The sequence below is a fragment of the Paenibacillus sp. FSL K6-1330 genome (assembly GCF_037976825.1).
Lineage (GTDB): Bacteria > Bacillota > Bacilli > Paenibacillales > Paenibacillaceae > Paenibacillus_AQ.
In genome coordinates, this window is record NZ_CP150269.1 from 7,235,092 (window position 1) to 7,249,708 (window position 14,617).

The window sequence follows — 14,617 nt, forward strand, 5'->3', positions numbered from 1 at the left end:
GCCCATGGGTTGAAATCCATGGGCTTCCTAAATTCTTTATTTCCATATGCACCCGGCCCTCCCTCCTAGTGTTGCAGAGTGGGAGCGGGTCCTATTTAGTTCGAGCAACAATTTCATCCATAAAGCATTGTAATGTGCTCGTTACGTATGAATCTTTTCGCCGAATAAAAATAGTTGTGATTTCATGGTAAGGTTCAGGTAAGCTATGGCAGAATACGGCACCATTGGCAACCAGATCGGTAATGGATGATTCCGGGATAATCGTGATTCCTATTCCTGCAGCTACGCTGCCTATAATCGTCCCGAACGTTCCAAACTCCATGATCTGTTTAGGGATGATTCCCTCCACCTTCATCCAGCTTTCCAGTCTTTCACGATATCCGCAACCTTTATTGTATAGCAATAGAGGCCTTTTTGTTATTTCCTCCATAGAAAAGGTTTTTCCTTTGGTTACAAGCACTAACTTTTCCTGAATAACTTCAACCTGTTCAATTAATGGATGCCTAATGGGCCCTGTGACAAAGGCTCCGTCCAGCTTCATATCAATCACCTGTTGTAACAAAAAATCGGTAACCCCCGCTTTTAACGATAATTCAACATGGGGGTACTTACTATGATAAGAGGATAGAATATCCGGAAGAGCCATCACTGTCTCCACAATACCAATTTCCAGGATACCGGAGGGGTTCGATGTATCTTGAAACGTACGTTTCAGTTCTTCCATTCCGGACAAGATCGCCCTCGATTGTTCTAACAACCGCTTTCCTTCCGGGTTTAAGATCATCCCTCGCTTATGCCGATAGAACAATGGCGTCCGAAGCTCTTTCTCAAGCAGCTTAATTCTGGCCGTCACATTGGATTGAACGTAGTTTAGCTCCAATGCGGCTTTACTGACACTTCCATACGTAGCAACAGCCTGAAAAATTTTCAAATCATTAAACTCCAATCTACCCCCCCCCCTGCTCTCTGGTACGTATTCACACCTGCGAAGTATCATTATAAATGATCATAAACTTTATTTTCAATCATTTTACTAAAGCCTTTCGCCCTCCTATGATGAGTTATACACAAACAAAGAGTTGGCAGGGAGAGAGACATTACATGCTAAAGAAACAAATCGCCATCGGGTCCATGCTATGCCTGATCGCAAGTATGTCATGGGGGGCTATGTTTCCTGTTGCACACATCGCGCTGCAGCAAATTGATCCATTCTATTTTTCGTTTATCCGTTATTTCGTCGTTGCCGTCATCCTCAGCGTGTTGCTGTGGATGAAAGAGGGGAGAGCCTCCTTTCGTCTGGAGGGAAGAGGCAAGACATTGTTGTTCTTGGGAACGATGGCATTTACGGTCTACAATATGTGCATTTTCCTTGGACAGCAGCTCATGGGTGAGGCAGGTGCTGTCGCAGCCTCCATTATGGAGTCGCTCATGCCGATGATATCCATTATGATCTTGTGGATCACGTCCAGAAAAACGCCGAATAAATACATGCTTAGAAGTGTAGCTATCGCGTTTGTCGGTGCTGTACTCGTTATCACCAACGGGAAACTTACCTTTTTTAAAATGGCTGGACAACATCTTGTTCCTTTATTTCTGATTTTTGTTGGGGTATTGGGATGGGTGGTGTATTCGATGGGTGGAAGCCGATTCAAGAATTGGTCGATCCTGCGTTATTCTACACTAACCTGCTTGCTAGGAAGCGCTATGTCCTTCGTTATCGTTACGCTTGGGTCCGTCTTTGATTTGATTCCTGTTCCAACATGGAACACGATTCTCTCGATTAAATATGAAATGTCTTTCATGATTTTATTGCCCGGGCTAGCAGCCTTGCTCTGCTGGAATCAAGGGATCAAATGGTTATCGCCGGTTAACGGCATATTATTTATTAATTTTGTTCCCATTACCACATTCGTTATTATGGCTCTTCAAGGCTACCAAATCAGCAATTATGAATTTTATGGAACGCTGCTCATTATCTTTGCCCTTGTACGAAACAATGCGTACCATAGGAAAACCATACGCGTTAATGATAACAGAGCTTATTCTGTTGCCCATGAGCCTAAAGATGAGATCATGGAGACTGCCCAGTAGATATAGGACAGCTCAGGCACTATAGCATATTAAGCCTGTTCCGGGGAATGCGCAATCCGCACCAGAATCTCAACGGCTTCCTTGATATCAAAATTCATAATCCCTCAGCTCCCTTTCCATCCATTCCATATGAATAAAAATCGATATTGACTTGGTGTTAACACCAAGTTGTACGATATTATGGCAACGGATTCCCTGTTGAAAAGAGGTGAACTTATGGGAGACACATTCTCCATCAAACAAGTGTCTGAACGAACCGGATTGACCGAGGATGCCATTCGCTATTACGAAAAAATCGGGCTCCTCCCTCCTCCCGAAAGGAAAGATAACGGCCATCGTGTCTATCACCTGGAGGATGCCGAGACTATGGAATTGATCATATGCCTGAAGAAGACAGGAATGTCGCTGGAGGATATGAAAGCCTATGTGCATCTTCCCTTTAAGGAAAATATTCAGTCCGTTCCGGAGCTGAACGCCATGCTCCAGAATTACCGTCAGAAAATTACCGTTCAAATTTCGGACCTGCAGCGCATTCTGCGGTTCATCGATGACAAGTTGATCCATAATCAGTCCCTGCTTAATCCCGATAGGACGACCAGCGAAGAATCTTAAGTATAGGAGAATTACACATGACACATAAAAGAAATAATCGAGTCGCCTTGATCACGGGCGCAAGCTCTGGCATTGGCTTGGAGCTAACCAAGCGATTGTTATCCGAAGGCTGGCAGGTCCTCGCTTTGATCCGTTCTGCCTTTCCATCCGACGATTCCCTTGTACAAGAGGGCCTTAGATCACAGCAGCTGAGAGTATACACGGCCGATTTGTCGGATTTCACGGATCTCCAAACCTCGCTGGATCAGATCAAGAAACACGAGGATCATATCGACCTGCTGTTTAATAACGCAGGTGTCTCCTTTGGCGAATTATCCTACTCCAAACAAGGGCGCGAGATGCATTTTGAAGTAAACTCCGTGGTGCCTTATATCATCTTGATGGAAATGAAAGAGCTTCTAGAGAAGGGCAACCTTAAGACGGTAATTAATACATCCTCCAATGCGTTGTTGTATCTCAAACAGTTTGATTACAATGCATTGGCTTCCCCTACCGTGTTCAAAAAGCTGGTTGGACCTTATGCCGCGAGTAAATTAGCCCTATCGTTGTGGACTCAGGAGATCGCCACTGCCATACAGAAAGATGGCATTATGATCCGGAGTGTCTGTCCGGGAGCAAATAAAACAACCATTACTAAAAACGCGGGGATGCCAAGATTGATGATCCCGATCCGTAACATCTTCTTCTCCCATCCCAGTGAAGGAGCTTCGCGTCTGTATGAAGCAGCGCTAGGCAGTTCCCCACAATCGACGGGAGTCTTTCTCAACAAGGGTAAAGCAACGCCTTTGAAATTTCCGAGCCAAAGTACGGAGGTGCTTAGTACGATAGAGCGGATCTATAAGCAGGAGTTTGCAGCCATATCTTAACCCCATGCAGCAGAGTTGATGATGTTTTCAGCCCAACCTATAAAGGCCTGTTATCTGGTCAGTTACCATTCCTCGATGAAACGGAGGGTGTTTCGAGCGTGGTAATCAGCCAAATTTGAAGCAAATGCTTGATCCGGGAATCCACGGTGAAGCAGCTTCAGGCCGCCCGAGGTTAATGAGATATAGTGATGCAGACGGTAAAACAACATCCGATTCAGATCAAGCCCGTTTTGTTGCAAATACCGGTAATGCTTCCCGAATCGTAGCTCAAGAAACGTATGCTCATGCTCGATATCAAAGAATTGCGCACCTTCAATATCAATCAGATAAGGCTCTAAACGGTCTGTAACCAGGATATGGTCAGGGCCCAACTCACCGTGGATAAATCCATACCGCTGACGGGAATCTATCCTGGACTCAAGCTCATGCAATATAGCGAGCAGCCTGTCGTGATTCTTCCGGATACTCTTGTTATGCAGGACGATGTAGGACAGTTGTTCCTTAGCATTTTCCAACTGCACAAGATGGCATCGCTCCCGTTGATTCCCGCTTTGATCAGGCTTGCCATAGTTCTGTCTGTGGTTTGCATGCATGCGTTCGATCATGTTACCCACCCGTTCAAAGACCTCATCCCGAACCCGTTGATCCGGGTGCTGAAAGTAGGCCTCCGCCTTCTGTCCCTCAATATATTCGACTAATGCATAGTCAAACGGGTATCGCTCCCGTTCCGTGTGAAGATCATATAGAGCAGGCGTAGAAATACCATGATCCCTTAACCATCTGTTATTGATGTTGAACGAATGGCCGCCAAAGGATCGTTCATGCACACTCTCGTTTGCTATTTCTTCCTGAAAATAATTCTTCGTCAAATCCCACACATACATCACGCATGAGAATCCATTTTGGCACTGGATCTTATAGACGACCTTTTGCGCCCCGCCATGCATCCTCGTGACATCCGCCACAACATAACCGGTACCCAAAACCTTCCCGACATACTCCTGTACATCTGTTTCATTGAGGTGACAAGTCCAACTCATGAAACCACGCTCCATTTCATTTGTTTTTGCCGGCTCCCCCACTCTATGGCATTTCCGTGCAAAAATATAGACTGTTTCTTTCCGTTCTGCTATGATGTTGAATAAGGTCTCGAAAAAAATAGCCATACGATTTATAGCCCTTGGACACCGGTCCAGGGGCTTTTTTGATGCTTCTCGACTCATGAATGATGAAAAAGGCCAAGCAAGGTAATTCTTGCTTGGCCCCGTTGAGGTTCTCGGAGCATTCCCGTACCCTTACGTCCCGCAAAAGGTTCGGTATGGACGGGACAGCTCGGGAACGATAGCATATTCCGCCTGTTCCGGAGTATGCGCGTATGGATTGGACAGCGCATGGAGCAGCTGCTCCATAACACTATAGTCCCCTTCCAGCTCCGCTGCTTCCAGCGCTTCCTCCACCCGATGGTTCCGCGGAATGACCGCCGGATTGCTGCTGCGCATTAAGTGATGGGATTGTTCCTTCGATTCCTGCTGGCTGCCAAGTCTCGCCTGCCAGCGCTCATACCAGGAAGCCAATTCCGGCGTGCCGTTTAGAGGTGTATCCTCCAGCTTGTCAAACGTTAACGCACGGAAGGTATTGGTATAGTCCGCCTGATGATCTTTCATCATCTTAAGGAGATCTTCGATCAGGGATTCGTCATCCTCCTCTTCATGGAAGATTCCCAGCTTGGCTCTCATGCCTGCAAGCCACTGCTCGTGATACAGATCGGTAAAGGTTCCGATCGCACCCTCGGCCAGATTGACGGCCTGCTCCTCTTCTTCATGCAGCAGAGGCAGCAGGGATTCGGCCAATCTTGCGAGATTCCAAGCCGCAATATACGGCTGGTTGCCATAAGCATAGCGGCCTTGAGAATCGATGGAGCTGAATACCGTATTCGGGTCAAAGGTATCCATGAAGGCACAAGGGCCATAATCAATTGTTTCGCCGCTGAGGGTCATATTATCGGTATTCATCACACCATGGATAAAACCGACGAGCTGCCACTTGGCGATTAGAGCGGCCTGACGCTTGATGACCTCCTGAAGCAAGACCAGATAACGGTTGGCGCCGCCACTAAAGTCAGCCTCCGGGTAATGCCGCTGCAGGGTGTAGTCTGCCAGAATCCGCAGATCCTCGGTTGTGCCCGCTCCCCTTACGTATTGAAACGTCCCCACTCTCATATGACTCGAGGCCACGCGGGTCAGAATCGCACCCGGCAGCTCCCTCTCCCGTGTGACCGGCTGACCGGTGGATATCACCGCCAGGCTGCGGGTGGTCGGAATCCCCAACGCATGCATGGCCTCGCTGATGATATATTCGCGCAGCATCGGACCCAGAGCCGCCCGACCATCGCCTCCACGGGAGTACGGCGTCCGGCCCGAGCCCTTAAGCTGAATATCCATACGCTCACCTTGCGGCGTGATTTGTTCACCCAACAGGATCGCACGGCCGTCGCCCAGCATCGTAAAATACCCGAATTGGTGCCCGGCATAAGCCTGTGCGAGTGGTGATGCCCCCTCAGGTATCTCGTTGCCCGCGAGCATCGCCACGCCCTCTGCGCTTTGCAGGGCCTTGGCATTTAAACCTAAAGATGCCGCCAACGGCTCATTGAGGATTACCAGCTCCGGTGAGCGTACAGGGGTGGGATCTTGTTTGGTAAAAAAGGACTCCGGCAGTTCGGCATAACTATTGTCAAAATTCCATCCTATATCAATCATGGCTTTCTTATTAGTCATGGGATCTCCTTCTTTAAGCAGGTTGATGATGACAGTATCTACTTATTATTTAAACACAAGTCGCTCTTTGTAGGGTTTACTGAAGGAAATTTATTATTCTGCTGGTTTAAAGCTACGTTTCATACCATAAGTAAAACGTCTATCGACGTACTCTCAAAGCAGAAGGACTGCGTTTTGCGGTAGTTTTTCTTGCGATATCAGGCAGCAGATCCTCCGAAGTTTATACTTTCTGATATCTTAAAAAAATCGCTGTCGATAATGCCTCGACAGCGATGTTGACCATACCAATCCAGATATTAATCCCGGTTCGCCAGCTTCGCCAGCAACCGGATAATTTCGATGTACAACCATACGAGCGTAACCAACAAACCGAAAGAGCCGTACCATTCCATATATTTGGGTGCACCTTGCTGTGCTCCCTCTTCGATAAAGTTGAAATCGAGTATGAAATTCAGGGCAGCAATGATGATGATGACAACCGAAATTCCGATGCCGATCGGGGTGCTGTCATGCAGGTAAGGCACCGCCACACCGAACATGCCCAGAACGAAGCTAAACAGGTATACAAGCGCAACGCCGATGGTTGCTGCAATGATCCCCTTTTTGAAGCCTGCGGTTGCCCGGATCAGACCTGTTTTATAAGCGAGCAGCATACCGAGGAATATGCACATCGTCAGTAAAGCCGCTTGCAAAGTGATTCCGTAATACAAATCTTCGTAATGAGCGGATAATGCACCGAGGACGAATCCTTCCACAATCGCGTAGATCGGCGCCAAATAAGGTGCTGCCTTCGGCACAAAGCTGATGATCAGCGCAAGAACGAGGCCGCCTATTGCTCCCCCGATCAACAACGGCAATACATCATACCCGTTAAAATACATCACCCATGAAATGACCGCCGCCCCGATCAGCAGCGCGAGCAGCATGAACGATTTGTTCACCGTTCCGCCAATCGTCATCGTTTCCTGGCCGTTATAATACCCACTTCTCTCAAATGTTTCTTCGTTTAGTGTCGGATTCCCACTGCGCCCTATCAATTAAATGCCTCCCTAACTTTCTTTTTTGTATCCATTTTAGCACAGGTTGGAATATTTTAGGATGCAAAAAATATTGCATCACGGATGAATTGGAAATGGGACTAATTCAATGGGAAGCTCTATTATGAAGCCGATAATATCCATAGATCTGAAAGTCACGACGATCTTCTTCTGCACTCCACACCATTGAAGGCTCCCAACGATGTTATTCATCAGACGATAAATCTCCTCACGAAGCCTTTTATTGACCTCCTCAACTTCACGCTGAATAGCTGTAAGCAATACATAATCGATTACTAAGCGCTCCCCGTAGAAGTATGCCTGATTCTCATCATCCAAAGATTCTAATAAAACATTCAGATATTGCATTCTTTGTGCACCTTATCCTTTAGCTAAAGTTAAAGTTGGAGACACTTGGATGTATAACTTCATTTTAGTGTATATAAGCACTATTTTCAATTAAATATCGAATATTATATTCTGTTTGTTCCCATACTACTTCTTTAATCTGGAATAGAGGTGGTTAAAGATGCTCCTGAAAATGATAGGTGAACGAATCAAGCAGCTTAGAAAAAAACAGGGAATGACACAGGAGGAACTGGCAGAGAAGGCTGGGATTAACGCCTCTTACATAGGAACGGTAGAACGTGGGGAACGAAATATATCCATTGAAACACTGGAAAAGATCATCGAGGGACTGGGAGTATCGTCAGCAGCTATGTTCCAGTTCCACGAGACAGAGAGTCTGGATACCGCAAGTGAGAAGGCAGAGGTCCTAGAATCCATCAGCTCGCTTCTTTATTCTCGTACATTGGCTGAAAGCAAGCTGCTCTTTCGTGTACTTAAAGACATCGTGGATACTATGGATCATCGGGAGAACTAATATCACCCCCATCTTACATATACAAAGAAAAAGCATCTCCCACTCAGGAGATGCTTTATTCGTTTTACGAATCTTTTAGGACTGCGAAATATAGATAACTCTTGCTTATATTATTTTTCCAAGCCGCCAATGAAAGCCTCAAAGTTCGAAGCAAGTCGGGTTGTTTTGTAATCATTAGCCTTGTCCACATGGATAACCTCTGGCTCCCCGTCATTTCCGGATGAGCGGTAATCCAGCATCACGACCTCGGACTGGGAAGGACAATCGCAAATGACCACGCCAATCTCAGGGTATCCACCATTCTCGATCATATAGCGGCTGCCCAGGCTCCCGCACAATGATTTTTTCTTATCTCGTCCAATGCCCAAAATACCGGTGATTTCAATATAATCCTGCGCTCCATCCCCGATAGGGAACTTCCGGTTCCGGGGAATCCCGCCATTATGTAGTTTCATTGCTTGAATATACGATGCCGGAAGTTTGAAGACCAGTGCTTCCTCCACGGATTCAATCAATTCATCCGTAGGCGGAGCCGAAACGTATTGGTCTGCCTCAAGGGCACTATCATCCCAGAAATTCAGCACATCAGGGTCCGTATAAGACACCGCAGTGGACTCCTTAACAGGTTTCGGAGCGGTCTTGTTCCGAATCCACTCCAGAAACTCTAACGTATCCTCATCGCCGGGATCCAGATGATCGGCCACTTCAAATGCTTTCCGGGCATCTTCATACCGATCCAAGTAATAATAAGCGAGCCCTATGCGGTAATGCCACAAAGGATCATCCTTACCCTCTTCTTGAATGGATAGGAATTGCTCAACCGCCTCTTCATAACGTTCAAGATTATTCAACGCTCTGCCCAAATGGCTGATCAGCTCATAATCCCGCTCATCCTCAGGGATCTCCATAATCGCATCTACGATTTCTTCGAACTCATCCTCTTCGTGCCACTCTTCCAGCTGCTCCAAAAGCTCCTCACTCATCGTTCATGCCTCCCACTCTAATCATCCTTTCTGAGATTATACCATTCCAGCATGGCCCTCTCCAGCATGGAAGACTGGAGCACTTGCAATACAGATAAACTTAATGATGTTTATGAATTTGTTCAAAGGCAGTGTTACGGGAAGAGTACGCATTATAATAGTTCAGCCCACATTAACCGCCAGCATGGAGTCGACAAATAATCTATGTAGATGCGTTACCTCTTAAAATTTCCCTCAGCACATTTTTAGCCAAACGCAGCTTCTCATCATTGGCTTCATGAAGTAATCCAACAATATCTTGAATATCGCTCTCCGTAGAGGTAACCAAGAACTCTTCATCCACATATGCAAATAGCTGAATCAAACTGACATCAAGAGCCCCAGCAATCTTATACAAATTTAATAACGATACATTCTTTTCACCACGTTCAATCTGTCCTATATATGAAAAATGAAATCCACCCTTCTCACCAAGTGCTTCTTGCGACAAGCCCTTCTCCTTGCGTAGAGCACGTATCCGTGTTCCTACAAGCTTTAATATTTCCTTATCTATCACGGCATTCACCTCTTCATGTCAAAAGTGTAGACAAGTTTCATCGAGGCAAACACCAAACAATAAATATTATTGTTTAAATTGATATCTATAAGTATTAAAATGTATATGACACTTCCCTTTTTCCGTTAGGAGGCAGCCGTTATGGAGAATAGTTTGCATCATATAATAAAAGATTATTGTCAACTTGCTAAATATCATATGAAATTAGCTCATATCATGAGAAATCACAATCGGTTCATGACGTCCCTCATCCTTTGTCATTCTGCTCTCATGGCCATGATCCGAGTTCTATTTATTTATGAGAACAGAACACTACCCAGCTCAGAGCTGACACTGGTTGATCTCTTGCAACTATTACATACGGACCATAACCCCGGGCTTGAAATCGTGGTGTTTGTTGGCAAGTTAAATTTTATAATTTATGAGGATCAAGAGAGTTTAGAGGTCGTGAAGGAAGAAGATATGGATCGGCTGATAAAAAGAACAGAAGAGGTTTTAAGGGAATTATGTAGGAGAATGTGATACGGTTCCTTATCAGCATCCCGAATAATCCTTCTGCCCAGAAAAAACCAAAACACTGACATAATGCCGTCAGTCATCGCAGTTCATAATGGCTATAAAACCAACCATAACGGGTTATAGGAGGAAAATAAATGATGAGCACACACCCAACATTGCGAGGATTTGCGACCATCAGTTACTGGGCGGACGATATGGAAGCGGCAAAGGCTTGGTATTCGGATCTGCTGGGTATAACACCTTATTTCGAACGTTCGGGGCCCGATGGTCAACTGGCCTATGCTGAATTTCGGATTGGGGACTACCAGCACGAGCTGGGTCTCATCGATCGCCGTTTTGCCCCTGCAGAACCAACATCCGGCCCCGGCGGTGCGATCATGTACTGGCATGTCGATGATGTAGAAGCCACCCTCAGCCAATTGAAATCCATGGGTGCTGTAGAGTACGAACCTCTCGTACATCGGGGAGAAGGATTCATCACAGCATCCGTCACGGACCCATTCGGCAACGTGCTCGGAATTATGTACAATGCTCATTATCTGGAGATAGTGAATTCACGAAGCCGGGGGTGACCCAAAAACATGGAATTCGATAATACGGTACACGTGAAGACTCGGCAGGATTGGCGGAAGTGGTTAAGCGATCACCCGATATGAAGACCGAATCTTTTATACGTTGTGTATTCATCAACCGATTTACGGTTATAGTTATCTAAGGGCTTTTTTCGTTCATGAATGTACCGATCCATATCATTGGATTCAGATTATAATGGATGAGTATATGATAGTTGTACGGTGGAAGTCTGTATATATAGGTATTCGAATATAACGTAGAAGAGGTTAAAGATGAGTGAGAAGCATTTTACAGATTATCCTTTAAGTGAAGAGATTGTGAGAGCGCTCCATAGTTTGGGCTATGAGACACCAACAGAGGTTCAGACAAAAGTCATTCCTGTTGTGCTTAAGAAGAAGGATCTTGTTGTTAAATCGCAAACCGGCAGCGGCAAAACAGCTGCCTATGGAATTCCGCTCTGCGAGCTAGTGGATTGGAACGAGAATAAGCCGCAGGCATTAATCTTAGCGCCAACCCGCGAACTTGCGTTACAAGTCAACGAAGACATTACGAATATTGGGCGCTTTAAGCGGATCAAGGCGACCCCTCTTTTTGGGAAGCATCCTTTTCATATCCAAAAGGCCGAGTTAAAACAAAGAACGCATATCGTTGTAGGTACACCTGGGCGTGTGCTGGACCATATTGAACGCGGCACGCTATCGCTAGAGCGGATGGCCTATCTCGTTATTGATGAAGCCGATGAGATGCTGAATATGGGCTTTATTGAGCAAGTTCAGTCGATCATTCAAGCCCTGCCTCGTGACAGGGTTACCCTGTTATTCTCCGCTACGTTTCCTGAGGATGTGGCCAAGCTGGCACGCAAATATATGGACAATCCTGCCCAAATAGAGATCGAGGCGAGCGGTATTACGACGGCAACGATTGAACACGCTCTTATTCAGGTGAAGGAGGCGGACAAGCTGGCATTGCTTCAGGATCTACTCATTGTTGAGAGTCCTGACAGCTGCATTGTTTTCTGCCGTACACAGGAGCATGTGGACAACCTATTCAGAGAAATGGCTAATCTCGGTTACTCATGTGATCGTATTCATGGTGGGATGGAGCAGGAAGAGCGATTCGAGGTCATGCATGCGTTCAGAAGGGGACAATTCCGTTACTTGATTGCGACCGATGTAGCCGCCAGAGGTATCGATATCTCGAATATTACCCATGTTATCAATTACGATATTCCACTTGAAAAAGAAAGCTATGTTCATCGCACGGGACGTACAGGTCGTGCAGGCAAGACGGGTAAAGCGATTACCCTCGTCACGCCGAAGGATCTCAAACGATTAGCCGAGATTGAGACGTATATTGGATTCGCGATTCCGAAAATAAAAGCTCCCTCCGAACAGGAAGTGGATCGCCATAGAGAAGATTTTGAACAGAAACTAAAGTTTAAGCCTGAACCGAAAAAAGATAAGCGCGAGCAATTAAACAAGCAAATTATGAAGCTTAACTTCAATGGCGGCAAGAAGAAAAAGCTAAGAGCCGTAGACTTTGTTGGGACGATTGCTAAGCTTGACGGGGTAACTGCAGACGATATTGGGATTATTACGATCCTCGATTTTGTGACCGATGTTGAGATTCTGAACGGCAAAGGACCGCTTGTGCTTGAAATGATGCAAAACACGACGGTCAAAGGCAAACTGCTAAAGGTGCGCAAAGGGAATAAATAAAAAGTTGAATTTGACATAACAAGGGTGATCTTAGCAATGTGCTGAGGTCACCCTTCTGTATTGGACTCGTGTAATCATTTAAATTGATTGTTAATAACTTGTGAAGAATGCAATGAACAAGAGCATGAGCCATATAAAAAAGGTCGCTCCACAAATGATAATTTCAATAAAATGAATCAGCATCAGCTTATGCTCGCCCTGTTTTGCCTGGCGAATCCCGAAAAAATCATTATGCTGAATGATATAGATAAACCCATGAGAACGCAAATCCAAGGTGTTCCATGTTTTTTATGGCCGTTTTTCACACTGATAGGTTTATGCCTTTTCATTCGTATTACATAGTAGATTTAAGACAGAAGCGTAAAGGAGGGCAGCGTTTGTGAGAATTACAGAAGCCAACGTTGTACAACAAATTAAAAAACGCAATGAGAAGGCCATTGCATTCATCATTCAAACATACGGGGGCTTGCTCTCAGCGATCATTAAACGCCACGTGCACTACAATCAGCAAGAATACGAGGAATGTCTAGATGATGTGCTGTTAGCCATTTGGCAGCATATCGATGCATTCGATGAAGAGAAGAATACATTTAAGCAGTGGATTGCCGCCATTGCAAAGTATCGTGCAATTGACTACCAGCGAAGAATAATCAAAACACAGCAGAAATATATAAACGCTGAAATAACGGATGATATGTACAGAAAGCAGCCTCAATCTCAACAACAAGACGTAACAGAAGTGTTAGCCCATCTTTCTACTACAGATCGGACTATTTTTGAAAAATACTATTTAGAAGGTGTCTCAACAAGCGAAATGGCGCAGCAAATGAACGTGAAGGAATCCTGGATTCATAACAAACTTTCGCGGGGGCGTAAAAAGCTGAGACAGATCGTAATTTCTAAAAACGAGGTGTAAATCCATGTCCATCTATAAAAAATTAAACGATATGCAGCTTGATGTGTCCAAGTATGAGGAAGAGCAGTTAACAGAGCTTGAACAAAAACGGTGGGAAAAACGTGTAAAAACAAAGCTTCACAAACGTAAAAAAAGCAAATCAAAAAAATGGATCGTGGGTACGGTCGCTGCCTCCGTCTTGGCAATAGGCTTGAGCGTTCCTTTTGGAGGAGTTTCCCTTGCTAAGGTACCTTTTGTGGGAGGACTCATCGAACATTTTATTGATAACAACAACTCTCTTGATTATTCAACCTACAAAACGGCTATTGGAGAAACGGCTGAGAATAAATACGGCAAGATGACTTTAAATGAAGTGCTGGTCGATACAGACAGTCTCCTCATCAGCTCGACATTTGAGCCGGCCAAGGATGTCTCTTTCAACTATCAGACCCATTTATTTCCGACTGTCCTGGTCAATGGGCAAAATCTTACCGTAACCAGGGGCACACAGTCGATTGAAGTGAATGACGATATGTATACCATTTACGGGGACATAAAATTTAGCGAACTACCAACCGAGGGGCCGCTTCAAATCAAAATAACGTATGATACGATCAATAAGAATAAAACTGAAAAAGCAATTGAAGATCCGTGGGTATTTGACATCAAGGCATCAACGGATCAAATCATGAAAGATACAAAAACCGTTCAATTAGACAAAACCATCACACTCTATAATGGAGAAAAAGTAAAGCTTAACAAAGTAATCACCTCGCCTGTTTCGACCGTACTTTATTATGATCTGACAAAGGAATCGGAAAATACACACTTCAAACTCGTTTCGGCTAGTGGTAAGGAGTTTGGAGCTAGAGTATCGTATGCTCACAATATCGGAGAAACGTCTTACGGCCGTTTTGATCCGATTGATTTAGAGAAAGAGAAGTATCTACTTGTCCCTATTAATAGTAATCACGAGGAAGTAGGACCTCACGTTCCAATTAACTGATCATGCAGAAAACCACTAAACCTTAATGTTTAGTGGTTTTTTGATAAATAGATCTTATTATTTATAGACACTCTGATAGGTTTATGCCTTTTCATTCGTATTAC

General features: G+C 45.1%; 16 protein-coding genes. 9 read left to right on the plus strand and 7 right to left on the minus strand.

Features of this window, described 5'->3' with window-relative positions:
• Positions 1-91: 91 nt before the first annotated feature.
• Positions 92-946 carry a LysR family transcriptional regulator gene (locus tag NYE54_RS32970; protein WP_339268920.1) on the minus strand — a complete coding sequence of 285 codons (855 nt, stop codon included), beginning with the start codon at positions 944-946 and terminating at the stop codon, positions 92-94.
• A gap of 155 nt (positions 947-1,101) precedes the next feature.
• Between NYE54_RS32970 and NYE54_RS32975 the strand changes: the two genes are divergently transcribed.
• The 3 genes from NYE54_RS32975 to NYE54_RS32985 all read left to right on the plus strand — a co-directional run bounded on the left by NYE54_RS32975 (position 1,102) and on the right by NYE54_RS32985 (position 3,569).
• Positions 1,102-2,091, plus strand: coding sequence for a DMT family transporter (locus tag NYE54_RS32975; RefSeq protein ID WP_339268922.1), 990 nt, complete (start codon positions 1,102-1,104; stop codon positions 2,089-2,091).
• A 216-nt stretch (positions 2,092-2,307) separates the two neighbouring features.
• On the plus strand, positions 2,308-2,703 hold the full coding sequence (locus tag NYE54_RS32980) for a MerR family transcriptional regulator (protein WP_339268924.1): 396 nt from the start codon (positions 2,308-2,310) through the stop codon (positions 2,701-2,703).
• 17 nt (positions 2,704-2,720) lie between these two features.
• A complete protein-coding gene (locus NYE54_RS32985) occupies positions 2,721-3,569 on the plus strand; it encodes an SDR family NAD(P)-dependent oxidoreductase (RefSeq protein WP_339268926.1) in 849 nt (282 codons plus the stop codon).
• Positions 3,570-3,631: 62 nt separating this feature from the next.
• Here the strand turns inward: NYE54_RS32985 and NYE54_RS32990 are convergent, their stop codons facing one another.
• The 4 genes from NYE54_RS32990 to NYE54_RS33005 all read right to left on the minus strand — a co-directional run bounded on the left by NYE54_RS32990 (position 3,632) and on the right by NYE54_RS33005 (position 7,749).
• Positions 3,632-4,609, minus strand: coding sequence for an aminoglycoside phosphotransferase family protein (locus NYE54_RS32990; RefSeq protein WP_339268928.1), 978 nt, complete (start codon positions 4,607-4,609; stop codon positions 3,632-3,634).
• Positions 4,610-4,864: 255 nt separating this feature from the next.
• Positions 4,865-6,343, minus strand: coding sequence for a YdiU family protein (locus NYE54_RS32995; protein ID WP_339268930.1), 1,479 nt, complete (start codon positions 6,341-6,343; stop codon positions 4,865-4,867).
• Positions 6,344-6,639: 296 nt separating this feature from the next.
• Positions 6,640-7,380 (minus strand): Bax inhibitor-1/YccA family protein, encoded by a 741-nt coding sequence (locus tag NYE54_RS33000; protein ID WP_339268931.1) that lies wholly within the window; start codon positions 7,378-7,380, stop codon positions 6,640-6,642.
• Between the two features lie 78 nt (positions 7,381-7,458).
• Positions 7,459-7,749: a hypothetical protein gene (locus tag NYE54_RS33005; RefSeq protein WP_339268933.1), complete on the minus strand. Its 291-nt coding sequence runs from the start codon at positions 7,747-7,749 to the stop codon at positions 7,459-7,461.
• Positions 7,750-7,909: 160 nt separating this feature from the next.
• On the opposite strand from NYE54_RS33005, the gene NYE54_RS33010 reads away from it, so the two are divergent.
• Complete coding sequence (locus NYE54_RS33010) at positions 7,910-8,263, plus strand: helix-turn-helix transcriptional regulator (RefSeq protein ID WP_339268935.1); 354 nt, start codon at positions 7,910-7,912, stop codon at positions 8,261-8,263.
• A gap of 110 nt (positions 8,264-8,373) precedes the next feature.
• On the opposite strand, the gene NYE54_RS33015 is transcribed toward NYE54_RS33010, so the two are convergent.
• Together NYE54_RS33015 and NYE54_RS33020 are read right to left on the minus strand one after the other, a co-directional pair.
• The gene (locus NYE54_RS33015; protein WP_339268937.1) at positions 8,374-9,246 is read right to left on the minus strand and encodes an SMI1/KNR4 family protein; all 873 of its coding nucleotides are present in this window, start codon (positions 9,244-9,246) and stop codon (positions 8,374-8,376) included.
• Positions 9,247-9,448: 202 nt separating this feature from the next.
• Positions 9,449-9,802, minus strand: coding sequence for a helix-turn-helix domain-containing protein (locus tag NYE54_RS33020; RefSeq protein ID WP_127592702.1), 354 nt, complete (start codon positions 9,800-9,802; stop codon positions 9,449-9,451).
• Between the two features lie 141 nt (positions 9,803-9,943).
• On the opposite strand from NYE54_RS33020, the gene NYE54_RS33025 reads away from it, so the two are divergent.
• From NYE54_RS33025 to NYE54_RS33045, 5 genes are all read left to right on the plus strand, one after another.
• Positions 9,944-10,324, plus strand: coding sequence for a HEPN domain-containing protein (locus NYE54_RS33025; protein ID WP_339268939.1), 381 nt, complete (start codon positions 9,944-9,946; stop codon positions 10,322-10,324).
• Positions 10,325-10,458: 134 nt separating this feature from the next.
• Entirely contained in the window at positions 10,459-10,893 is a 435-nt protein-coding gene (locus NYE54_RS33030; RefSeq protein ID WP_339273747.1) for a VOC family protein, read from the plus strand.
• Positions 10,894-11,166: 273 nt separating this feature from the next.
• Positions 11,167-12,612 (plus strand): DEAD/DEAH box helicase, encoded by a 1,446-nt coding sequence (locus tag NYE54_RS33035; RefSeq protein WP_339268941.1) that lies wholly within the window; start codon positions 11,167-11,169, stop codon positions 12,610-12,612.
• 379 nt (positions 12,613-12,991) lie between these two features.
• Positions 12,992-13,528, plus strand: coding sequence for a sigma-70 family RNA polymerase sigma factor (locus NYE54_RS33040; protein WP_339268943.1), 537 nt, complete (start codon positions 12,992-12,994; stop codon positions 13,526-13,528).
• Between the two features lie 4 nt (positions 13,529-13,532).
• Positions 13,533-14,513, plus strand: a complete 981-nt coding sequence (locus NYE54_RS33045) for a DUF4179 domain-containing protein (protein WP_339268945.1) — start codon at positions 13,533-13,535, stop codon at positions 14,511-14,513.
• Positions 14,514-14,617: the final 104 nt, after the last annotated feature.